This is a genomic window from Alteromonas sp. C1M14, from assembly GCF_018860965.1.
Lineage (GTDB): Bacteria > Pseudomonadota > Gammaproteobacteria > Enterobacterales > Alteromonadaceae > Alteromonas.
Genome location: NZ_JAHKQF010000015.1, coordinates 128621 through 151453, shown reverse-complemented (window position 1 = coordinate 151453; position 22833 = coordinate 128621). Strand labels below are relative to the sequence as shown.

Below are 22833 nucleotides of genomic sequence, written 5' to 3'. Positions count from 1 at the left end.
GGTATGTCCTATTTAACCGTTAATGGTGATATCTGCAGGTTCAATATCGAACCCGGTACTAATAACTAGGCAGCGATCTGCGTTGCTGCCGACGATTTTTTCTTCCCCTACCACTAACAATGATTCGGTACGTCCATTTTCTATGGCACGTTCGTATAACATCATAAATTGGTCTGTTGTGCTGACGTCACCGTCCTCTTCGTAAGTAGTCTCGGTAACGGCCACAGGTGGAGAAACCTCGCCTACCGCATTCCAAACGCGATGGTATTGTTGCCCATCCAGGGTATAAGTGGGTTGGGAAATCACTGAGTTTAAAACACGATCCCACTGGGCTTGTGAACCGATGGTTTGGGTTTCATAAAAGTACCACAATTTGACATCAGTAATGTGGTTTTCCGTGTCGCCACCATCAAGCACAACTTGCAAGAAGCCGTCATCGTCAGTGTAGAAACGGCGTAATGTGCCGCCACTGTCTAACGGTGCGTCGCCCACGGCTTGGATCAGCTGAGAGCGAGCAGCCCCTTCTATGGTCAATTGGGGTTCTATGAGCTTTAATTTCAGATCATCCAGTTCGAATGAGCCACCAAGATACAAGCCCATAATCTCTGGTGCCTGCGGTTTTTCCTCTTGGGCTTTTTTCTTACCAAACCACTTACTAAACATCTAATGTGCTCCTAATACTTGCCAGTCGATATCATTTAACCGTCGTTCTGAAATATAGAAAATTCTGTCACCGCCAGATAATGTGTCGGAGTACGGGGGATTTAGAACAAGGTTCTGATAAATGCCTTTGGGGGCATAACCAATAAGAATGGCATCATAATGCTTTTTCATATTGGTAAACGCCGTTTCAAACGAGAGGGAAGGCACCCCTTGAGGAATGTCGTTGGAAAACTGGGCCTGACCGGCGTCCACACTAATTAAATCATGGTGCAAGGTGCTAGAGCCGGGATCAAAGGCGGCTTTTGCTAGCATTTCCACTGCGACTGAGGGCGTACATTCCACCTTAGGGCAATGTTGCTGTAGTAAGCCTACCAGTGTGTCATCGGTAAAATAGGCCACTTTGTGAGCATCAGGATTGCGTTTTGTGCAATACAAGGCGGTGGTTAGGGTGACGTCGTCTTGGGGATTGTCGATAAGAATAGTGCTTGCTTTTGCCACATGGGCTCTATCCATATCCTCATCGCGATTAAAGGAGTCCACTTTCACAAATTCAATTTGATCTGGCAGAGGATTTTGAATATCGGCTTTAACACACAACACGATGGCAGGCTTATCCGCCAGCGCTTCTCGTTCCTTTAGCAGTAAATCAAGGAGTAATAGGGTTTTGTTTTCGTTCCATCCTATCACTAATATATGCTGTTCTACGTGCACAGGTTTCATACCTAATAACCCTCGTTGCCAGTGATGACTTACCCAGGCTGCGATTCGTCCCACAACCATAGCAAAAATACTCAATCCCACAGGAATAATAAAAAGGGCGACGATTAGTTTTCCTGCTGAAGACGTCGGTGAGAGATCACCATAGCCTACGGTGGATGCAGTGACGGCCATCCAGTAAATAAAATCGATATTGTTCGTTAACGCGTGCTCGCCAGCGAGATACAGCAATAGCCAGGCAAGAACGCCATAGCCAAGCGCAAAGATAACAATGGTATACCAGCGAGATTCAGAAAAATATCGCAGCATCACTTTACGGATGATGACCCAAATTGCCATAGTGAGACGTGATGTCCTGATTCAGTCTATTATGAGCAAGACGCTAAAGTATATTTAGCCGCAAGTCCAATAGAAAGGGCGCAAAGAGGCGCCCTTTTATCTACTTTACTTACCTAGAATACGGCTTAACTCATCATCTGCAGAGCTTTTGCCTCCCGCGATACCCGCTTCAGCTAGGCGTTTTTCTAAATCGTTGCTAGATTCATCAGCGGCTAATTCTTCGGCAGCTTGCAACTCAGCATTACGCTGATTTTGCTTCTCTTGAATACGAGACAAAGATTCGGTAGCCGTTTTCATTTTACTGTTGGCTCCAAGGTGACGGGAAGAAACCGCAACCTGCGCTTTTTGCACACTTTCGGTGGCCTTAACCATGTCTACCTGTTGTTCTAATCTACGCAAATTCGCTTTTGCTTGCTGAATATTGTGCGCTAATTGCTTTTCTGACTGTTTAAACTGATCCAGGTAACGCTGTTCCTGTTCTTGCTCGGTTTTTAAATCAGCCACTTTCTGTGCGCAGTCTAATGCGAGCTGGCGATCCGTGTCGATGGCCTTACGTGCATGGGCTTCATATTCTGAAATAGAGGCACTGAAGCTATCTACTTTTTGTTGTGACAGTTTACATTTCGCCAGAATTTGAGTGCGTGCATGATCGGATTTACGTAGCTCTTCTTTTGCTTCACGTATTTCCTGCTCTAAAATTCTAATAGCCTGACTATCGGCAACCGCTTGCGCAGCTTCATTGGCGCCGCCTTTTACTGCGGTAATTAATTTTTTCCAAACAGACATTCGCTTCTCCTGGTAACTTATTTCAGATGATTTTCGTAGGCATCAAGAAATGAGGCTACATTCTGGAATAATGTTTCAACTTCAATAACAACACTCTCTGGCTTAGATTGGGCACTGAGTGCGCCAAACGCCGTATAGTATTCATCGCCACCAATGGTGGAAATCCCCACCGTTGTGAGTGGAAAGACCATATGGGTAGACAGTATTTCATGGTCTAACGCAGGTTTGTCTTTCACTGCCGATGCCGGAAATAACAGGCTTTCAACAAGAATTTGTTCTCCACTAAGCGCTAACCAAGCATCAAGCCCGTCTTGGTTGGCAATAAGAAGACAACCTTGTTCACGGGTAATGACAAAGTCATCGTGTTCTTTTAGGAGGGATTCAAGCTTTTCTAGATCCCACGTCATAGCGTTTCTCCTTTGCAATTGAAGCGAAAATGTCGACAACACTGTAAACGACTGGTTCCGTGTTCGACAAGATTCATGTGGCTAGTGTAGACAGATGGGGGTAAAGTAGTCAATAATCAATAGCTCATTTATGTGTAAATAAATGTTTTTTTGTAAACTATAACTCACAAATGGTGATTATTTTGACTTCAAAAAATAATTGGCGGCAGCTGGTAGCCCGTTTAGTTAAAGCGGAAATGTCCGTGAGAGGAGTAAAATATCAAGGATTGAGCGAGAGACTCGCAGAGGTAGGCGTCAAGCAAAGTGCAGATAACCTGCGCAATAAAGTAAATAAAGGTATCATGGGTGCCGATTTGTTTTTACAGATAATGATGGTCTTGAATGCCCGTACCTTGTCGATGCAGGATGTCGAAGATATTCTCAAGGACATGAATTAGTATTTTTTATTACAGGTACAGGGTGAGGGAATACAAAATAATCCCCGGGTCTGGCTATCACCAAGTGAATGGCAATAAAAAAGCCCGGTAAATATACCGGGCCGAAGAATAGGATTCGTTTGGGAGAACATCATCACTATCTGGGGCGGATCGTACCTGTTAAAGCACCTGCCGTATATTTATTGTGCGTATACCGAAAGGTATCTACGTATAAAAAACAATACCCCTGCAGTTTGCATGTTTTTAATTAATTGAATTTGAAGTGAATAATGAAATTATCTGATTTCAGTTTTGAATTGCCAGAGAGCTTAATTGCTAAATATCCTGCTCAAAAACGTCGCGCTAGCCGACTATTGTGTTTGTCTGGTAACACAGGAGTGGTGCGGGATATGCAATTTGAACAAATGTTGTCTTTAGTGGAGCCAGGCGACCTACTGGTATTCAATAATACCCGAGTAATTCCAGCACGCCTTAAAGGTCAAAAAGAGACCGGTGGACAACTGGAAGTGTTGGTGGAACGGATTCTGGAAAATAATGAAGTATTGGCCCATGTTCGAGCCAGTAAAGCCCCCAAGCCGGGGTCAAAATTGTTACTTGAATCGGCGCTGCCTGTGACCGTGCTCGGTAGAGAAGGTGCGTTGTTTTTATTAAAATTCGAGACCCAATCGACAGTGTTAAGTGCACTGGAACAATACGGTCATATGCCGTTACCGCCGTATATCGATAGAGCCGATGAAAATAGTGATAAAGAACGTTACCAAACGGTATACAACCAAAAGCCCGGTGCAGTAGCGGCACCCACCGCAGGCTTACATTTTGATGATGACATGCTGACAGCGCTGCGGGACAAGGGGGTCAATCTTGCGTTTGTCACACTGCATGTTGGCGCTGGCACATTCCAGCCTGTGCGGGTAGACAATATACATGAACATGTGATGCACTCAGAGTATGCAGATGTGCCCGCAGAGGTTGTGGAATCGGTATTGGCAACCAAAGCGGCAGGTAAGCGAGTGATTGCCGTGGGCACGACCTCAGTACGTTCTCTTGAGTCGGCGGCGCGGGCGGCAACCAACGGGTTAATCGCCCCTTTTTGTGACGATACCGACATTTTTATCTATCCTGGCTTCGATTTTAAAGTTGTCGATGCCATGTTTACCAATTTTCACTTGCCTGAGTCTACCTTGATGATGCTTATCAGTGCCTTTGCCGGTAGAGAAAACGTGATGAGTGCCTATGAACATGCGATTGCAGAAAAATACCGCTTTTTCAGCTACGGTGACAGTATGTTTATTGAGCGAAAGGTCAACTAGCAGGTCCCTTTGCGGTTAATTCACGTTCAAGGGCGTTGCAAGGCATGATCTACTTGGGGAAACTGTTATAATCCCCGCCAATATTAATCCATCCGGGTTGCGTTAGGTGCGACCGGCGTTTTTAGGATAACGAAGTTAATGCAATTTGAATTACTAAATACTGACGGAAAAGCCAGACGCGGACGACTGGTTTTCGATAGGGGCGTGGTGGAAACCCCTGCCTTTATGCCAGTTGGTACTTATGGAACGGTTAAAGGAATGACGCCGGAAGAGCTTGACGAAAGCGGCGCACATATTTGTTTAGGCAATACCTTCCATCTAATGCTCCGTCCGGGAACCAGCATCATAAAACAACATGGTGATCTCCATGATTTTATGCACTGGGATAAACCAATATTAACTGACTCCGGTGGTTTTCAGGTTTTTAGTTTAGGCGATTTACGCAAAATTACCGAAGAGGGCGTAACCTTCCGTTCCCCCATTAACGGTGAAAAAATTCTGCTTACGCCGGAAAAATCCATGGAAGTGCAGCGGGATCTCGGTTCCGATATCGTCATGATTTTTGATGAATGCACGCCATATCCTGCCACCGAGCAAGAAGCCCGCATTTCCATGGAATTATCGTTACGCTGGGCAAAGCGCAGTAAAGCAGCCCATGAGGGGAATCCCTCGGCCTTGTTCGGTATAATTCAAGGTGGCATGTATGAAGGACTGCGGGATGTTTCTTTAGCTGGTTTAGAAGACATCGGCTTTGATGGCTATGCCATTGGCGGGCTATCGGTGGGTGAGCCTAAAGAAGACATGATCCGCATCATTGATCACACCGCGCCAAAAATACCCGATAACAAACCCCGTTATTTAATGGGCGTTGGAAAGCCGGAAGATATCGTGGAAGCGGTGCGCAGGGGCATTGATATGTTCGATTGTGTAATGCCAACACGTAATGCCCGTAACGGACACCTATTTGTCACTGACGGGGTGGTGAAGATCCGCAATGCCAAGCATCGCAATGACACCGCGCCACTTGATGAAAAATGTGATTGCTACACTTGTAAAAATTATTCCCGTTCATATCTCCATCATCTTGACAAGTGTAATGAGATACTGGGCGCCAGACTGAATACCATTCATAACCTGCGTTATTATCAGAGGGTAATGCAGGGGTTACGGGATGCTATTGCCACAGACAGTTTGGATGAATTCGTCGCGGAATTTTACGCACAAAAAGATATGCCGGTACCGGCGCTATAATTACAACGTTTAAAAAATGAGGATACTATGAGCTTATTTATTTCTGATGCTTACGCACAAACCGCCGGTGGCCAATCACAGGGTGGCGGCTTCGAAATGCTCATTATGCTGGGTGTGTTTGGATTAATTTTCTATTTTCTATTATATCGCCCACAAGCTAAGCGCGTTAAAGAGCACAAAAACTTAATCGCTTCTTTAGGCAAAGGTGACGAAGTGCTTACTCAGGGTGGATTAGTTGGTCGTATTACCAAAGTGGCTGACGACAAAGATTTTGTTGAAATTGCCCTTAATGATGAAACCCATATTGTTATTCAAAAATCATCTGTTTCCGCTGTGCTGCCCAAAGGCACCATGAAGTCGATCTAAGTGTTACTACCCGTGCCGAGTATTTACTCGGCACGTTGGTAAAAGGAATTTCTTGTGTTAAATAAAAATTCTATCTGGAAAGTGCTACTGGTTATTCTAACCATCGGTCTGTGTGCCCTGTATGCACTTCCCAATATTTATGGTGAAGACAACGCTGTGCAGATTTCAGCGGGTAGGGATGCAACTGTTACCGAGCAAATGGTAACCCGAGTTGAAAAGACCCTCTCGGAAAACAGCATTTCACCAAAAAGCATTGAGTTTGAGAACGATCAAATTCTTGTACGGTTAACCAGTAGCGATGCGCAGCTAAGAGCGCGAGAACTATTAGAAAAAGAACTGGGTACGGATTACTACGTAGCAATGAACCTTGCTGCCGATACCCCCGCTTGGCTGGAAAATCTTGGTGCTTCTCCCATGAAGCTGGGCCTAGATTTACGAGGCGGTGTGCACTTCTTGATGGAAGTGGACATGAGCGAAGCCATTAAAAAGTCTTTGGAAGATGCCGAAAACGGGTTTAAAACCTCGTTACGTGAAGAAGGTTTACGTTATCGTACCGTGACCCAACGAGATGACTTTATTGCTATTCAGTTCCGCGATCAGGAAACCTTGGAAAAAGCCGAGTTTTTCTTACGCAATCAAAACCGTGATTTATCCTTTGAAGAAGATGCCGATTTGGTGCTTAAAGCGTCTTTCTCGGAATCAAAATTAGCCACCATTCGTGACAATGCGGTTAAGCAAAATATCACGATTATCCGTAACCGGGTAAACCAATTGGGTGTGGCAGAACCTGTGGTGCAAAAGCAAGGTGCTGATCGCATCGTTGTACAGCTACCGGGTATCCAAGACACCGCACGAGCAAAAGAGATACTGAACGCCACCGCCACACTGGAATTTAGAATGGTCGATATGGACCATGATGTTATGGATGCAGTGGATGGCCGCGTACCTGCGGGCTCTCAGTTGATAAACGATCAAGAAGGTCGCCCTCAATTGCTTGAAAAGCAAATTATGCTAACCGGTAACCACATTACCGATGCAAGCAGTGGCGTGGATGAATATGGCATTCCTCAGGTAAATATTTCCCTTGATTCTGAGGGCGGTAATAAAATGTCCCGAGCGACCCGAGGCAATATTGGTAAGCCCATGGCCACAGTGTTTATCGAGTACAAATCTACCGGAGAGCGAAATGCGGAAGGTAAATTGGTGTTCGAAAAGCACGAAGAAGTGATCAGTGTTGCCACTATCCGTGCGCAACTAGGCAGTAGCTTTAGGATCACTGGCTTAGATTCGCCAAAAGAAGCACGGGATCTCGCGTTGTTGCTTCGTGCTGGTGCCTTGATTGCGCCAATTCAAATTGTGGAAGAACGTACCGTGGGCCCAAGTCTAGGGGCTGAAAATATTGAAATGGGTATGCAGGCCATCATTTGGGGGCTTGTGGCAGTGCTGGTGTTTATGGTGGTGTACTACAAAGCGTTTGGTTTAATTGCCAATGTCGCGCTGATTAGTAACCTGGTGGTCATTGTGGGCGTCATGTCGATGATACCCGGTGCTACCCTTACCTTGCCAGGCATGGCAGGTATTGTATTAACCGTGGGCATGGCCGTTGATGCCAATGTATTGATCTTCGAACGAATAAGAGAAGAACTCCGTGATGGGCGTTCTCCTCAACAAGCTATTCACTTAGGGTATGACAGTGCATTTTCCACCATCATGGATGCCAATGTCACAACGTTGATTGCAGGCATGATCTTGTTCGCAGTAGGAACAGGGCCGATCAAAGGGTTTTCCATTACTCTGATGATTGGTATTGCCACGTCTATGTTTACAGCCATTGTTGTAACTCGTATGGTCACCAACGCTGTTTGGGGTGGACGTCGAGTGAATAAGCTGCCCATTTAAGGAACCGTTTATATGCAGTTTTTATCGTTAAATCATACGGTCAATTTCATGCGGTTGCGCTTTGCAACCATGATATTGTCTACCATTCTTATTTTGGGTTCCATAACTGCCCTTGCAGTCAACAAGTTAAATTGGGGGCTCGACTTTACGGGGGGCACCCTAATTGAAGTGGGCTATGAAAAATCCGCCGATTTAGAATCCATTCGCGGTGAATTAGCCGATGCTGATTTTATCGATGCCGTGGTCCAAAATTTTGGTAGCAGTCAAGATGTGCTTATTCGAATTGCGCCAAGAGAGGGTATCAAGGCGTCGGTTATTGGTGAGCAAGTATTAGAAGCATTGCGTTCTAAAGGCGAAAGCGTAGAAATGCGCCGTATTGAGTTCGTTGGTCCTCAGGTTGGTGAAGAACTGACCGAGCAGGGCGGTTTAGCCATGCTTGTGGCGCTTATCTGTATATTGATTTATGTGGCTATGCGTTTCGAATGGCGGTTTGCGTTAGGTTCGGTATCGGCGTTGGTACACGACGTCATTCTGACCTTAGGTTTGTTCGCGGTTTTTCAAATCGAATTTGATCTTACCGTACTCGCCGCAGTGCTTGCCGTAATTGGTTATTCACTGAATGACACCATTGTTGTGTGCGACAGAATACGAGAGAACTTCCGTAAAATCCGTAAGGGTGAACCGGTGGAAATTGTGAATATTTCATTGTCGCAAACCTTAAACCGAACCATCATTACGTCATTGACCACCGTGTTGGTGCTGGTGGCCTTATTCTATAAAGGTGGGGCACTGATCCACGGATTTGCCACTGCATTGTTGTTTGGTATTGTGGTGGGAACCTATTCTTCCATTTATATTGCCAGCTCTGTGGCATTGGCGTTGGGGATCAGCAAAGAAGATTTGATGCCGCCACAAGTGGAAAAAGAAGGGGCTGATTTAGACCCCCTTCCTTAGGCTAAATTGACTCACAAAAAAAGGTCGCTTAGGCGACCTTTTTTTTGTTTAAAGAGAGAGATTACTTAAGGTGTTTTACCAGGTTTTGTACCACTTTTGGGCTACCTGCTACGATTTCGCCTTTATACATAGGATCGTTATTACCAACAAAGTCGGTGACTAGACCGCCCGCTTCACGAACCAATAATTCACCTGCGGCGATATCCCAGGCTTTGATTCCTCGTTCCCAGTAGCCGTCCATTCGGCCTGCAGCAACATAGGCCATATCGAGTGCAGCACTGCCGCCGCGGCGAATATCACCACATTCACGAAAGATTTTGTTTAAGCTAAGGGCAAACTCACCAAACTGGGCTTTTTCTTTAAATGGAAGGGCAGTGGCCAAGACAGTTTCTGACAAGTCTTTTGGCTTAGTGGTACGTATACGATAACCATTGACCTGTGCGCCTTGTCCACGGCTGGCGGTAAATATTTCACTACGAATAGGATCAAATACTACAGCTTGGTCGAGACGACCTTTGTGTAATAAGGCGATGGAAACGGCAAAGTGTGGGATGCCTTTAATAAAATTGGTGGTACCATCCAAAGGATCAATTATCCATTGAAACTCGGTCTCAGTGCCGTGGGTTTCACCACTCTCTTCGCCAAGAAAACAGTGATCAGGATAAGATTGCTGAATTTTATTGATAATAGCTTGTTCAGCCTCTTTATCAATCAAGGTGACATAATCGTTAACGCCTTTGATTTCTTTTGTCAGGTCGCTACGGTTTTCAAAACCGCGAACGATAATTTGTCCAGCAACACGCGCAGCGCGCACCGCAATATTCAGCATAGGATGCATAGTTAAACCACCAATTGTAAAAGATCAGAATAAACGCTGTATGGATTTTGACCATACCCGTTAGGAAGCGCGCGAAGTTTAACAGAGCAAGTAAAATATGCAATCACATTTGTGTTAAACAGGGTCTTAGTAGGGTAAATAGCTATCATTGGGGCGGTTGTGCTATCATCCGCCACCGAAATATAGGTGAAGGGTTTGCTATGCTGGATAACATTAAAATTGTACTGGTTAATACGTCACACACTGGCAATATAGGGTCAGCGGCGCGGGCGATGAAAACCATGGGACTGAGTCAACTTTATCTTGTGGATCCAGTAAAAGCACCCGATGGCCACTCCAGCGCCCTTGCTGCCGGGGCAGGGGATGTATTAGCCAATGCGAAAACCGTGGATACCTTACAAGAGGCTGTGGCCGATTGTGGATTGGTGATTGGTACGTCAGCCCGTTCGCGGACCCATTCTTGGCCCATGTTGGAGCCCCGTGGCTGTGGTCGCAAGCTCATCTCAGAAGTGCAAAATTATCCGGTAGCCTTAGTTTTCGGTAGAGAAAACAACGGTCTTACCAATGAAGAGTTACAGCAGTGCCATTTTCACGTGTGTATTCCTGCAAACCCGGATTACAGTTCATTAAATCTCGCTGCCGCAGTGCAAACCTTATGCTATGAAGTAAGAATGGCGTTTCTGGAACAAAAAGACATGCCAGAAAGTGAGGAAAGCTATCCGCTCAATGATGATCTTGAGCGTTTTTATACTCATCTTGAATCCACATTGACCGGTACTGGATTTATCGTCAAAAATCACCCAGGTATGGTGATGACAAAATTACGTCGGCTATTTAACCGGGCGCGACCTGAATCTCAGGAATTGAACATCCTGCGGGGGATTTTGTCCTCTATTGATAAAGCCATTAAGTAAGGGAGACGAAAAGTGTTTTCTCGTATAAAAGAAGACATCAGTGCCGTTTTTCATCGTGATCCGGCGGCGCGCTCTACCTTTGAAGTACTCACCAATTATCCGGGTCTGCATGCTGTTTGGCTCCACCGTATCAGCCATCGATGCTGGCAAGGGGGATTTAAATGGCTAGCCCGCAGTCTCTCTACCTTCAGTCGCTGGTTAACGGGTATTGAAATTCATCCAGGGGCCACATTAGGTCGCCGTGTGTTTATTGATCATGGCATGGGCGTGGTAATTGGCGAAACCGCGATTATTGGCGATGACGTGACCTTGTACCATGGTGTGACTTTAGGTGGCACCAGTTGGAAAGCGGGCAAACGCCACCCCACCTTAAAAAATGATGTGGTGGTAGGCGCGGGGGCAAAGGTTCTAGGCCCTATCGTTATTGAAGAGGGGGCGAAAATAGGCTCTAATTCAGTGGTGGTGAAAGATGCGCCTGCCGGGGCTACCGTGGTGGGGATCCCCGGTCGAATCGTGAATTCTGGCAACGCCAGTGACGCCTCGCAAACCTCGGCCAAACGTCATCATATTGCTAAAAAATATGGCTTTGATGCCTATGCGGTATCGCCTGATAATCCTGATCCGGTGGCCAATGCCATGGGCGTCATGCTCGAACATATCCATCACATGGATCAAAAGGTGGAAGAATTGTGCGGTGTGATTCAAAGCCTTGGCGGCGAGGTATGTACGGACAACCTGCACGCGATTAAAGCCGAAGACTTCGCGAATACAGGTATTGACCCTGTCATTCCCAAATCCAAAGATGCTGAACTTGAGCAGTTTGACCCTAAAATTTAAACGGTGGAAAAATCAGGCCGGCAAATAGGCTGTTAATATCGTGTTTATGCGGTCTAACGGATTTTTGTGATTGCCTGAATCTATATTCGTAAAATAAGCTCTGATATAATCACCAACAGCCCCACACCCCTTGTCACCACTAGGGGGAGCCATATTATTGCTCGAATTTCATTTGCCTTTGTGAATGAGGAAGATAATACTTGAGTAGTTTACTAGGTTAAATACTTGACCAAAATAGTCGGGAATGTAACAATTTGCGCCGACAGACTTTGGGAGACCCCTATGAAATTAACATCTAAAGGCCGCTATGCAGTGACCGCTATGCTTGACGTGGCTTTGCACTCTACCCGAGGGCCAGTGCCCCTTGCCGATATATCTGAGCGCCAAGAAATTTCTCTTTCATACCTAGAACAGCTTTTCTCTCGTCTTCGAAAAGAACGGTTAGTCGATAGCGTCAGAGGTCCTGGTGGCGGTTATTTGCTTGGACGGGACGCCATGGATATTGCCGTTGGTGAAGTTATTCGAGCCGTGGATGAGTCTGTTGATGCCACTCGGTGTCAGGGACTGGCTGATTGTCAGGGTGGGGAACGTTGTTTAACCCACAGTTTGTGGCAGGATCTTAGTGATCGTATTAGCATTTTTCTTAATTCCATTACGTTGGGTGAATTGATGGCTCAGCGCGAAGTACAAGAAGTGTCCGGCAGACAAGATAAACAGGTCGCCGCTGGCCTTGATGATATAAAAGTGAGTGTGCAGTTGTCATGAGTGTTTCACCGTCGTCGCCTATCTACTTAGATTATGCGGCTACCACACCGGTAGACCCCAAAGTTGCAGAAAAAATGATGCAATGTCTGACCTTAGACGGCAATTTCGGAAATCCAGCATCACGAACCTATCGATGGGGATGGCTTGCCGAAGAGGCAGTGGATGAGGCGCGTAGCCAAATTGCCGACCTACTCAATTGTGATCCGCGAGAAATCGTATTCACCTCTGGCGCAACCGAGTCTAATAATCTAGCAATCAAAGGCGCACTGCAGGCCAATGCCGATAAAGGCCGTCACATCATTACGGTTAATACTGAACATAAAGCCGTTCTAGATACCTGTGATGCATTACGTCAAGACGGCTGTGATGTTTCGGTGCTTGCGGTTGATGCACAAGGACTCATTGAACCTGAAGCGATAGCACGAGCCATTAAAGATGATACGGTTCTGGTTAGTGTCATGCATGCTAACAACGAGATTGGGGTGCTGCAGGACATCGCGGCAATCGCTAAGATCTGTCGTCAGCACGGGGTGTTGTTTCACGTAGATGCGGCTCAATCGGCCGGTAAAATCCCCCTCGATTTGTCTGCGCTAGAGATAGACCTACTGTCTATGTCAGCACATAAGGTGTACGGACCTAAAGGGGTGGGCGCCTTATTTGTAAGACGCCGTCCGAAGGCACGAATTCGTGCACAGATCCACGGTGGTGGACATGAAAGAGGCATGCGTTCGGGAACCTTACCCACCCATCAAATTGTCGGCATGGGCGAGGCGTTTGCTTTAGCTGGCGAAACCATGAACACAGAAGCGCAGCGAATAAGTGCCCTACGGGATAAGTTATGGGCAGGTTTGAATCGGCTTAGCCATGTGTATCTTAACGGGCACCCAAGGTTACGTTTACCCGGTAATCTCAACGTGAGTTTTGCCGGTGTGGATGGCGAAAGTATGATGTTAGCCCTTAACGATATTGCGGTGTCGTCAGGTTCTGCCTGCACATCGGCTAGCTTAGAACCCTCTTATGTGCTGGCTGCATTAGGGTTGAGTCCAGAATTGGCTCACAGTGGCATCCGCTTTTCCGTTGGCCGCTATACTACCGACGAAGACATTGACTATGTGATCGACAAAGTGACCCGTGTTGTCACGTCAATGCGAAGTCCACAAACCGCTTAAGGCTGTGGCCGAATTATTGAACTCGTGATCAGATTCGGGCATGATGCGCTCGCATTTTGTTCCGGTATGGTAACAGTATCAAAATTAGCAGTAGGGCTAATACTTGAGTGAAATACTCAGGTATTATACAATTAAGATGATTTTTTCAAGCGCAGGTTCGGCTGTAACGAAGTGTATGTTGCAGTATCACTAGGGCAAGACCGTCATGGCCCGGTATGTAAGTGAACCCGCTTTTTCAGGCAAAACAGGTGAGATCCTATAATGAGTGAACAGATCGAACAGGCACTATCGCGTAAGTACGATGCCGGTTTCTATTCAGAAATCGAGTCGGAAACCTTCGAAAGTGGGCTGGACGAATCCGTTATTCGTCGTATTTCAGCCATGAAAGATGAACCGGAATGGATGCTTGAATGGCGTTTAAAAGCCTATCATGCATGGGAAAAGATGGAAGAGCCTGAGTGGGCACATGTGGAATATCCAAAAGTAGATTTCCAAGGGATTTCTTATTATTCCGCGCCCAAAAGCATGAAGGATAAGCCCCAGTCTCTGGACGAGGTTGATCCTGAACTTTTGAAAACCTACGAAAAATTAGGTATTCCGCTTCATGAGCAAGAAATGCTTGCCGGTGTCGCCGTGGATGCTGTTTTCGATTCTGTTTCCGTTGTCACTACGTTTCGCGAAAAATTAGAAGAAGCCGGCGTTATATTTTGTCCAATTTCAGAGGCAATTAAAAAGCACCCTGAGCTAGTTAAAAAATATATTGGTTCTGTGGTACCTCGCACCGACAACTTTTATGCCGCGTTAAACTGTGCCGTTTTTACTGATGGCTCCTTTGTTTATATTCCTAAAGGCGTGCGTTGTCCTATGGAGTTGTCCACCTATTTTCGTATCAACGAAATGAACACCGGGCAATTTGAACGTACCCTTATTGTTGCCGAAGAAGGCAGCTACGTAAGCTACCTTGAAGGATGCACCGCCCCGCAGCGTGATGAGAATCAGTTACATGCCGCGGTGGTTGAACTGGTTGCCCTTGACGATGCGCAAATTAAATATTCCACGGTACAGAACTGGTATCCCGGCGACGAAGATGGCAAAGGCGGTATATACAACTTCGTTACTAAGCGAGGAATTTGTCATAAGAATGCCAAAATTTCTTGGACCCAAGTTGAAACGGGCTCTGCTGTTACCTGGAAATACCCTTCTTGTATCCTTAAAGGGGATAACAGTGTGGGTGAATTTTATTCGGTAGCGTTAACCCGCGGCCGTCAACAAGCGGACACTGGAACGAAAATGATTCACCTGGGTAAAAACACCCGGTCTACGATTATTTCCAAAGGGATCTCCGCCGGTAAAAGTAATAATGCCTACCGTGGGCTTGTGCAAATGGGGCCACGTTCTGATGGCGCCCGAAACTTTACCCAGTGTGACTCGCTGCTTATTGGCGACACCTGTGGTGCACACACATTCCCATACATAGAAAGCAGAAACCCAACTGCCATCGTTGAGCACGAGGCTACCACCTCTAAGGTGAGTGATGAGCAGTTATTTTTATGCCAGCAACGTGGTCTAGATCCGGAAAAAGCCGTGTCTATGATTGTGAATGGTTTCTGTAAAGAAGTATTTAAAGAGCTACCCATGGAATTTGCTGTGGAAGCTGGCAAGTTGCTCGAAATCAGTCTTGAAGGTTCAGTGGGGTAATCAATGCTTAAAATTTCTAATTTACATGCCAGCGTCGAAGACAAGGTCATTATTAAAGGCCTAAATCTGGAAATCAAACCCGGAGAAGTACACGCTATCATGGGCCCCAATGGAGCCGGTAAATCAACCTTAGGTTATGTTTTATCAGGCCGTGACGGCTATGAAGTGACAGAAGGCCAAGTTACCTTTAATGATCAGGATCTCCTAGATATGGAAGTGGAAGAACGGGCCCGTGACGGCTTGTTCTTAGCATTTCAGTATCCAGTGGAAATTCCTGGTGTCAGTAACATGGAATTTATGAAAGAGTCGGTAAATGCCATGCGCGAACAGCGCGGCGAAGAACCGCTAACCGCCGCCGCATTTCTTAAGAAAGCCAAAGAAGCGTGTAAACAAGTACAACTGCCTTTGGATTTCTTAAAACGGGGCGTTAACGAAGGTTTCTCAGGCGGTGAGAAAAAGCGTAATGAAATCATGCAAATGATTTTGTTAGAGCCGTCTTTGTGTATTCTTGATGAGTCAGATTCTGGTCTCGACGTGGATGCCCTACAGGTAGTTGCCGAAGGGGTAAATAGTCAGCGTGATAATAAGCGTAGCTTTATTGTCGTGACTCACTACCAGCGTTTGCTCGACTATATCAAACCCGATTTCGTACATATTTTAGCTGATGGCAAAATAGTGAAAAGTGGCGATGCTTCCTTGGCGTTGGAAGTGGAAAAAAGTGGTTATGCTTTTCTTGGTCAAGCGTATGAGGAGGCCCAGGCATGAGCCAATGGCTAGAACAGGTCATTGACAACGCGAAGGATGTTTCTGACTTCCTTACGCCCACAAGGCAGGCGTCGCTGGCCGAGCTAAAAGCCCAGGGTTGGCCGGGCAAACGCACCGAGAACTGGCGTTTTACGCCGTTGACCTCGGTATCACAACGTGATGCGGTGAAGGTGGCGAATGCCGGCGAAGCTGAGGTGCCGGTGATCGAAAACCTAGACGTTTTTGATATTGTATTTGTTGATGGCCAATTAATTACGTCAATAGCCGACATCGATTTACCTGAGGGGCTAACACTTAGTACTTTAGATGACGTCAGCGGTGATGACGAACAGGCAGTGAAAGCCTTGTTTGGGCACATCAAACCACAGCGCCATACCTTTGGCTTAATTAATGACGCCTTGGCGACCCAAGGTGTGTTTATTGATGTTGCCGCTAATGCCAATATTCAACCGACCATCCGTATTTGCAACCTTACGACTCAAGCGGTGGATGTCCATTCTCGCGTATTGGTGCGTATAGGCGAAGGCGCCAGTGTAACGGTTATGGAACATGGTGAAGGCAATGCCGATAGCCTAACCACTGCTTTCGCTGAGTATAGTATTGCTGACAATGGGTATCTGGAACACTACCGCTTTGCATTATTTACCGATAAGGCCAAGCAAGTAGGCGGCAGTCATTTCCGTTTAGGCGATCATGCTCGTTTAAATAGCACCGTTGTCGGATATGGCAGTGAGTTATCCCGCTTGGATGTTGATATTATTCATGCCGGTGAATTTGCTGATGCAAAAATGAATGCTATCTATTTATTAGCTGAAAATGAGCTGTTCGACCTGCATACCAATATTGAGCATGCCGTACCAAATTGTACCTCTGAAGAAAACGCGCGAGGCATTATTGGCGATGGCGCGCGGGCGGTGTTTAATGGTCGTATCCATATCCATCGTGATGCCCAGAAGACACTCGCCGAGATGAACAACAAGAATCTGCTGCTTTCTCGTCGCGCTTTAATCAATACCAAACCTGAATTAGAAATTTATGCCGATGATGTCAAATGTGCCCATGGCGCAACGGTGGCAGAGATTGACGATACCGCGCTTTATTATTTGTTAAGCCGGGGCATTAGTCGCAGCAAAGCCTTGGTCATTTTGAACTTTGGCTTTATTCAAGAATTGGTTAATGAGATCCCTAAAGCGGCTATCGGTACCTGGTTATTACCCAAGCTCAGTACACGCTTTTCTCAAATGGAGGTGAAATGAGCCTGGATATTCAGGCCCTGAGGGCACAGTTTCCCATTTTGTCTCGGCAAATTGATGGCAAACCCTTAGTGTATCTCGATAATGCGGCGACGACGCAAAAGCCGCAGGTAGTGCTTGATGCCATCCTGAATTTTTATACCACGACCAATGCCAATGTGCATCGTGGTGCCCATGCTTTGTCCGATGAAGCGACCCGTCGCTACGAACAATCACGGGATGATGTGGCCAAGTTTATCAATGCCAACAGTCGCGAAGAAGTGATTTGGACCGCAGGGACCACCGAATCTATTAATATGGTGGCCAAAGGCCTTGCTCAACAGTTAACAGCCGGTGATGAAGTGGTGGTGACCGAAATGGAACACCATGCAAACCTAGTGACTTGGCAGCAAGCCTGTAAGGTATCGGGGGCGACATTAAACGTTGCGCCCATACTGGATAACGGTGAATTAGATTTGGCGGCGTTTTCCGCTCTGTTATCCACTCGAACCAAATTAGTGGCGTTTCCTCACGTGTCGAACGCATTGGGTACAGTCAACCCTATCAAATCCCTAACCCAAAAAGCGAAAGCGGTAGGGGCATGGGTATTGGTTGATGGTGCCCAAGGGATAGCCCACGGTGGGGTAGATGTACAAGATATTGGCTGCGATTTTTATGCCTTTAGCGGACATAAGTTATTTGGCCCTACCGGCATCGGCGTACTGTGGGGCAAACACGCGGTCCTTAAAGATTGGCCCGTGTGGTTGGTAGGTGGTGAAATGATCGCTGATGTCACCTATCAAGACGCTACCTGGGGGGTGTTACCTAATCGCTTAGAAGCCGGTACACCAAATATCGCTGGGGTTATTGGTTTGGCCGCCGCGGTTAATTGGTTTTCGAATTTAGATACCTTAGCAGTGCAGCAACATGAAAGTGCTTTATTAGCCAGCGCTCACGAGCAGGCCAGTAACCTAGATGGCATGCGGGTCATCGGCACCGCTGCCCATAAAATGGGCGTGATGAGCTTCATGCTTGCTAATGCGCATCCCGCAGATGTTGGTTTTATCTTGGATCGACAAGGCGTGGCAATTAGAACCGGTGATAACTGTGCCCAGCCGTTAATGAAAAAGCTGGGGATCCCGGGCACGGCCAGAGCGTCGTTCTCTATTTACAATACCCTTGAAGAAGTGGATATCTTGTTTGATGCCCTTCGCAAGGCGACTATGATGCTTGCTTAAGCGAGGAGGAATTTATGTCTGTAGAAACTTTCGTTCCCTCTGACACCGTGATTACGCTAACAGATAGCGCAGTAAAACACTTTGAAACCAAAGTGTCGAAAAAGCCTGGCAGTGTTATTCGTCTATCAACTAAAGTAAGCGGATGCACCGGTTACGCCTACGTTCTTGATATGGCCGACGGTCCAGCACCTGGTGATGAATTAGTGGTTGCGAGTGATAATCTCACTGTTGCGGTAGCCCAAGATGCTCTTCAATTTGTGAAAAATACAGAAATTGATTATGTGCAAGAAGGGGTGAACGGTGTGATTAAGTATAATAACCCTAATGTCGTAGACGAATGTGGCTGCGGCGAAAGCTTTAATATCGGTTAAACATTTTGGCAAAAGCACAGAAAATGGTGGTCACAGAACGTGACTGCAAAGCTAGACTCGTTCCTGCAGGGCAGGTTTCTACTATCCCGGAAGGCGAGTTCGTTACCATCACCCAGGAACTAGGCGGTAATTATACCATTATGTGGCGTGGCAACATGTATCGCATTGATGGCACCGATGCAGATGCTATCGGGCGCAAGGCGATGGTGTTGGATTTTCCATCCCCCAATGATGGAAACATTGATGAGAAGCAGATTTGGGAAGCGTTAGAAACCATCTACGATCCTGAAATCCCCATCAATTTAGTGTCGTTAGGCTTAATTTATCAGGTTGCTGTGGATCAAGACCAAAAATCGGTTTCTGTGAACATGACCTTGACGGCGCCAGGATGTGGCATGGGGCCTGTATTAGTGGGTGACGTTGAATATCGCGTTGCAATGGTGCCAAACGTTGACTCGGTTCATGTGGCGTTAGTGTTCGACCCACCATGGTCACGAGACATGATGAGCGAAGAAGCCCAGCTTGAAGCCGGTTTATTTTTCTAAGTACAAGGAATAAAAATGAGTATGTCTTTGCCTGATAGTCAGGAGATCATTGACGACTTAGCGTTTTTTGATGACTGGGAACAGCGTTATCAATACATTATTGATCTGGGGAAATCGATTCCTCAGATGCCAAAAGAGAAAAAAACAGACGCTAATCTTGTCAGAGGCTGTCAAAGTAGTGTTTGGCTTGATTCTACGCTCGATAATGGCGTGATCCGCTTTTCCGTAGATAGCGATGCGATTATTGTGCAAGGGTTACTCGCGCTGGTGATGGCGGCTTACAACAATAAAACGCCGCGACAAATTCTTGATTTCGATATTGCTCAGTATTTTGCTCAGCTAGATTTAGAGCGTCATATTTCTCCAACTCGAGGTAATGGGTTACGAGCAATCGTCAGTAGAATTCAAACATTGGCAAAACAGTCCGTTAATTAGTGTTGTCATGATAGTTTCACAGGCGTAAGCCTAAACTTAGTCTTTAATTTGCCGCGCAATGAAAGGTATTCCATATTCCCTCTGGTCATTACCTTGGGAATTGCCTATAATTCGCGGCCAAAATTATATTGATTCATTGGAGAAAGAAGAATGGCTCTTGAGCGTACTTTTTCAATTATTAAGCCTGATGCCGTAGCGAAAAACGTAATCGGTGCTATCTACAACCGTTTTGAAGCTGCGGGTCTGCGCATTGTTGCATCTAAAATGGTGCATATGAGTAAAGAACAGGCCGAAGGTTTCTACGCTGAACATAAAGAGCGTCCTTTTTTTGGCGCCCTGGTAGACTTTATGACTTCAGGTCCTGTAATGGTTCAGGTTCTTGAAGGCGAAAATGCAGTTGTTAAGAATCGTGAAATCATGGGTGCAACTAACCCAGCGGATGCCGCTGCCGGTACATTGCGTTCTGATTTCGCTGCGTCAATCGACGAAAATGCAGTGCATGGCTCTGATGCCCCTGAATCTGCTGCTCGTGAAATTGCTTATTTCTTTTCTGATGAAGAAATTTGTCCACGCACTCGTTAATTTGAGCGCGAGGTAATAAAAAAGGAGAGCGAAAGCTCTCCTTTTTTGTTGGTAACTCGTGGACTAACAGGCGCTAAAACGTTCCAGCGCCTGTATTCGTCAGAATTACTCTACTAAACCTCGGCGTTTCATCAAGGCATCCACAGTGGGCTTTTGACCACGGAAAGAAATGTAATTTTCCATCAGGTCTTCGCTATTTCCTTTCGACAGTATGTCTTTGCGGAAAGCATCGCCATTTTCACGACTCAGTCCACCGTTATCCTTCATATAGGTAAAGGCGTCGGCTGCGAGTACTTCTGTCCATAAGTATGCATAGTAACCTGCTGAGTAACCACCGGCGAAGGTATGGCTGAAGTAAGCTGATTTATAACGAGGCGGTACTGGGGCGTAATCTATCCCGTGTTTTTTCAATGCTTCGGCTTCAAAAGCGGCCACATCGGTAATCTCTTCGTCAGCACCTATCATATGCCATTCCATATCCAGCAATGCCGAACCTAGGTATTCAACAGTGTTAAACCCTTGATTAAACGTGACTGATTTTAACAGGTTGTTCAAGAGTTCCTGGGGGATCACTTCTCCTGTTTTATAATGTTTAGCATAGTTAGCGAGAACGGTAGGCTCGATACACCAGTCTTCATTAAATTGAGAGGGAAACTCAACAAAGTCTCGCGCTGTACTTGTACCCGCAACACTTGGGTATTTCACTTGTGAGAACAAGCCATGGGCAGCATGACCAAATTCATGGAACAAGGTTTGGGTTTCGTCAAAGGTCAATAAAGTCGGTTCGCCAGGAGCCGGCTTGGTGATATTAAGCTCGTTATAAACCACAGGCTTGTTGTCATACAGGAAAGACTGAGTAACAAAGGCACTCATCCAAGCACCGCCTTTCTTACCTTTGCGGGCATAGGGGTCGAAGTAAAATAGACCGATAGAGCTGCCGTCGTCGTCAAATACTTCAAATACCCGGGCATCTTCTACATATAAAGGCAGATCTTTGCGTTCTTTAAAGGTAATCCCGTACAGCTTATTCATGGCGAAGAATAAGCCATTTTCGAGTACTGAATTTAATTCAAAGTAAGGCTTAATGGTACTGTCAGCGATATCGAACCGCTCAGTGCGAATTTTTTCTGCATAATAAGCCCAATCCCAAGGCTGAACATCACCTTGAATGCCATCTGCATGCATTGCCGCTTCGATATCCTTGGCTTCTTGACGGGCTTTTTCTACCGCTTGTGGCGCGAGGTCGTCAAGCATGGCCAATACGTTTTCTGGTGTTTTCGCCATTTGGTTGGCGATCTTGTAAGAGGCCCAGTTAGGATAGCCTAATAGTGCGGCTTTTTTGGCTCGCAAGTGGGTCAGTTTAAGAATGACAGGATCATTGGATACCTGTGCACGATTGGCGGATGTTTGCCAAATTTCTTTACGGAGTTCTCGATTACTGAGGTTACGCAGTAGCGGTTGACGAGTGGTATTTACCAACGTAATAAGGTAACCCTCTTTTCCCGCTTCTTCTGCCGCGGCTTTTAAACCGGCTTTATCGGTATCAGACACGCCAGCTAGTTTAGCTTCGTCGGTCACTAAGATAGTGTCATTTTTAAATGACGCTAAGATATTTTGTGAAAACGCGGTAGTCAGATTAGAAAGACTTTCGTTTATTTCACGTACTTGCGCTTTTTGCGATTCATTAAGGTTTGCACCAGCACGAACGAATTTCTCGTAATAGTATTCGGTTAGTCGTTTGTCGTCAGCGGGCAATGAATCTTTTTGCTCGTAAACCGCCTTAACGCGTTCGAATAAGGTGTTATTGAGGTAAATTTTGTCTTGGTGAGCTGTCAGCTTCGGCGACATGTCCGCTTCAATGCGCTGAATTTCGTCGTTTGATACAATACTTGAAAGGCCGAAGAAAATGGTACTGACTCGGTTTAGAAGTCCGCCACTCTTTTCAATGGCCAAAATGGTATTTTCAAAAGAAGGTGCCGCTTGGTTATTAGCAATCTCGCTAATTTCTGCTGATTGCTCTTCCATTCCTTTCATGAAAGCCGGCACATAATCTTCGGTTTTGATTTTGTCGAATTCGGGTGCTTGATAGTCAAGAGAACTGGGCTTAAGCAGCGCGTTGTCACCTTGCTCCATGGATGCCGCGTTTTGAGAGCTATTGTTTTGCGAAGTTTGTTGCATTGATTGTTCCGTGCTACAGCCGGTTAGGGAAAGCACAACAGCAACGGCCGTTGCCGTCAGGGATTTATTCATTAGGTACTCCAAAAGATATCGGGTGCATAGCCCGAAAATGTTGTTTTTAAAGGCGCCAAAAACGG

The 22833-nt window shown here is 46.1% G+C and carries 24 protein-coding genes; 18 read left to right on the top strand and 6 right to left on the bottom strand.

What is annotated here, in order from left to right:
• Positions 1–12: 12 nt before the first annotated feature.
• The 4 genes from KO501_RS13195 to KO501_RS13180 form a co-directional block, all read right to left on the bottom strand.
• Positions 13–663 carry a YjfK family protein gene (locus KO501_RS13195; RefSeq protein ID WP_216030139.1) on the bottom strand — a complete coding sequence of 217 codons (651 nt, stop codon included), beginning with the start codon at positions 661–663 and terminating at the stop codon, positions 13–15.
• The gene (locus tag KO501_RS13190; protein ID WP_216030138.1) at positions 664–1719 is read right to left on the bottom strand and encodes a potassium channel family protein; all 1056 of its coding nucleotides are present in this window, start codon (positions 1717–1719) and stop codon (positions 664–666) included. It abuts the gene before it with no gap.
• Between the two features lie 105 nt (positions 1720–1824).
• Positions 1825–2505: a PspA/IM30 family protein gene (locus tag KO501_RS13185; RefSeq protein ID WP_216030137.1), complete on the bottom strand. Its 681-nt coding sequence runs from the start codon at positions 2503–2505 to the stop codon at positions 1825–1827.
• A 17-nt stretch (positions 2506–2522) separates the two neighbouring features.
• Entirely contained in the window at positions 2523–2912 is a 390-nt protein-coding gene (locus KO501_RS13180; RefSeq protein ID WP_216030136.1) for a DUF2170 family protein, read from the bottom strand.
• A gap of 170 nt (positions 2913–3082) precedes the next feature.
• On the opposite strand from KO501_RS13180, the gene KO501_RS13175 reads away from it, so the two are divergent.
• The 6 genes from KO501_RS13175 (at position 3083) to secF (ending at position 9129) form a co-directional block, all read left to right on the top strand.
• Complete coding sequence (locus KO501_RS13175; RefSeq protein ID WP_216030135.1) at positions 3083–3349, top strand: DUF6471 domain-containing protein; 267 nt, start codon at positions 3083–3085, stop codon at positions 3347–3349.
• A 269-nt stretch (positions 3350–3618) separates the two neighbouring features.
• Entirely contained in the window at positions 3619–4659 is a 1041-nt protein-coding gene (gene queA, locus KO501_RS13170) for a tRNA preQ1(34) S-adenosylmethionine ribosyltransferase-isomerase QueA (RefSeq protein WP_216030134.1), read from the top strand.
• A 138-nt stretch (positions 4660–4797) separates the two neighbouring features.
• Positions 4798–5910 (top strand): tRNA guanosine(34) transglycosylase Tgt, encoded by a 1113-nt coding sequence (gene tgt / locus KO501_RS13165; protein ID WP_216030133.1) that lies wholly within the window; start codon positions 4798–4800, stop codon positions 5908–5910.
• Between the two features lie 27 nt (positions 5911–5937).
• Positions 5938–6276 (top strand): preprotein translocase subunit YajC, encoded by a 339-nt coding sequence (gene yajC, locus KO501_RS13160; protein WP_216030132.1) that lies wholly within the window; start codon positions 5938–5940, stop codon positions 6274–6276.
• A gap of 54 nt (positions 6277–6330) precedes the next feature.
• Positions 6331–8175 carry a protein translocase subunit SecD gene (gene secD, locus KO501_RS13155; RefSeq protein ID WP_216030131.1) on the top strand — a complete coding sequence of 615 codons (1845 nt, stop codon included), beginning with the start codon at positions 6331–6333 and terminating at the stop codon, positions 8173–8175.
• A 12-nt stretch (positions 8176–8187) separates the two neighbouring features.
• Positions 8188–9129, top strand: coding sequence for a protein translocase subunit SecF (gene secF / locus KO501_RS13150; protein WP_216030130.1), 942 nt, complete (start codon positions 8188–8190; stop codon positions 9127–9129).
• Between the two features lie 61 nt (positions 9130–9190).
• Here secF and suhB read toward each other — a convergent pair whose 3' ends face one another.
• A complete protein-coding gene (suhB, locus tag KO501_RS13145; protein WP_216030129.1) occupies positions 9191–9967 on the bottom strand; it encodes an inositol-1-monophosphatase in 777 nt (258 codons plus the stop codon).
• Positions 9968–10167: 200 nt separating this feature from the next.
• Between suhB and trmJ the strand changes: the two genes are divergently transcribed.
• The 12 genes from trmJ (at position 10168) to ndk (ending at position 20518) form a co-directional block, all read left to right on the top strand.
• A complete protein-coding gene (trmJ, locus tag KO501_RS13140; protein WP_216030128.1) occupies positions 10168–10881 on the top strand; it encodes a tRNA (cytosine(32)/uridine(32)-2'-O)-methyltransferase TrmJ in 714 nt (237 codons plus the stop codon).
• Between the two features lie 12 nt (positions 10882–10893).
• A complete protein-coding gene (gene cysE, locus KO501_RS13135) occupies positions 10894–11718 on the top strand; it encodes a serine O-acetyltransferase (protein WP_216030127.1) in 825 nt (274 codons plus the stop codon).
• A 282-nt stretch (positions 11719–12000) separates the two neighbouring features.
• A complete protein-coding gene (gene iscR, locus KO501_RS13130; RefSeq protein WP_216030126.1) occupies positions 12001–12483 on the top strand; it encodes a Fe-S cluster assembly transcriptional regulator IscR in 483 nt (160 codons plus the stop codon).
• The gene (locus KO501_RS13125; RefSeq protein ID WP_216030125.1) at positions 12480–13652 is read left to right on the top strand and encodes an IscS subfamily cysteine desulfurase; all 1173 of its coding nucleotides are present in this window, start codon (positions 12480–12482) and stop codon (positions 13650–13652) included. Before iscR ends, KO501_RS13125 begins: the two co-directional genes overlap by 4 nt.
• Positions 13653–13913: 261 nt before the next feature.
• Positions 13914–15350, top strand: coding sequence for a Fe-S cluster assembly protein SufB (sufB, locus tag KO501_RS13120; RefSeq protein WP_216030124.1), 1437 nt, complete (start codon positions 13914–13916; stop codon positions 15348–15350).
• A 3-nt stretch (positions 15351–15353) separates the two neighbouring features.
• Positions 15354–16115 carry a Fe-S cluster assembly ATPase SufC gene (gene sufC, locus KO501_RS13115; RefSeq protein WP_216030123.1) on the top strand — a complete coding sequence of 254 codons (762 nt, stop codon included), beginning with the start codon at positions 15354–15356 and terminating at the stop codon, positions 16113–16115.
• On the top strand, positions 16112–17371 hold the full coding sequence (gene sufD / locus KO501_RS13110; RefSeq protein ID WP_216030122.1) for a Fe-S cluster assembly protein SufD: 1260 nt from the start codon (positions 16112–16114) through the stop codon (positions 17369–17371). The genes sufC and sufD overlap by 4 nt, the downstream gene beginning before the upstream one ends.
• Entirely contained in the window at positions 17368–18585 is a 1218-nt protein-coding gene (locus KO501_RS13105) for a SufS family cysteine desulfurase (RefSeq protein ID WP_216030121.1), read from the top strand. Before sufD ends, KO501_RS13105 begins: the two co-directional genes overlap by 4 nt.
• Before the next feature lie 14 nt (positions 18586–18599).
• Positions 18600–18956: an iron-sulfur cluster assembly accessory protein gene (locus KO501_RS13100; RefSeq protein ID WP_216030120.1), complete on the top strand. Its 357-nt coding sequence runs from the start codon at positions 18600–18602 to the stop codon at positions 18954–18956.
• Between the two features lie 23 nt (positions 18957–18979).
• Positions 18980–19501 carry a putative Fe-S cluster assembly protein SufT gene (gene sufT, locus KO501_RS13095; protein ID WP_216030621.1) on the top strand — a complete coding sequence of 174 codons (522 nt, stop codon included), beginning with the start codon at positions 18980–18982 and terminating at the stop codon, positions 19499–19501.
• 21 nt (positions 19502–19522) lie between these two features.
• Complete coding sequence (locus tag KO501_RS13090; RefSeq protein ID WP_216030620.1) at positions 19523–19936, top strand: SufE family protein; 414 nt, start codon at positions 19523–19525, stop codon at positions 19934–19936.
• Between the two features lie 150 nt (positions 19937–20086).
• Positions 20087–20518: a nucleoside-diphosphate kinase gene (gene ndk / locus KO501_RS13085; RefSeq protein ID WP_216030119.1), complete on the top strand. Its 432-nt coding sequence runs from the start codon at positions 20087–20089 to the stop codon at positions 20516–20518.
• Between the two features lie 105 nt (positions 20519–20623).
• Here ndk and KO501_RS13080 read toward each other — a convergent pair whose 3' ends face one another.
• A complete protein-coding gene (locus KO501_RS13080; RefSeq protein ID WP_216030118.1) occupies positions 20624–22768 on the bottom strand; it encodes a M3 family metallopeptidase in 2145 nt (714 codons plus the stop codon).
• Positions 22769–22833 lie beyond the last annotated feature (65 nt).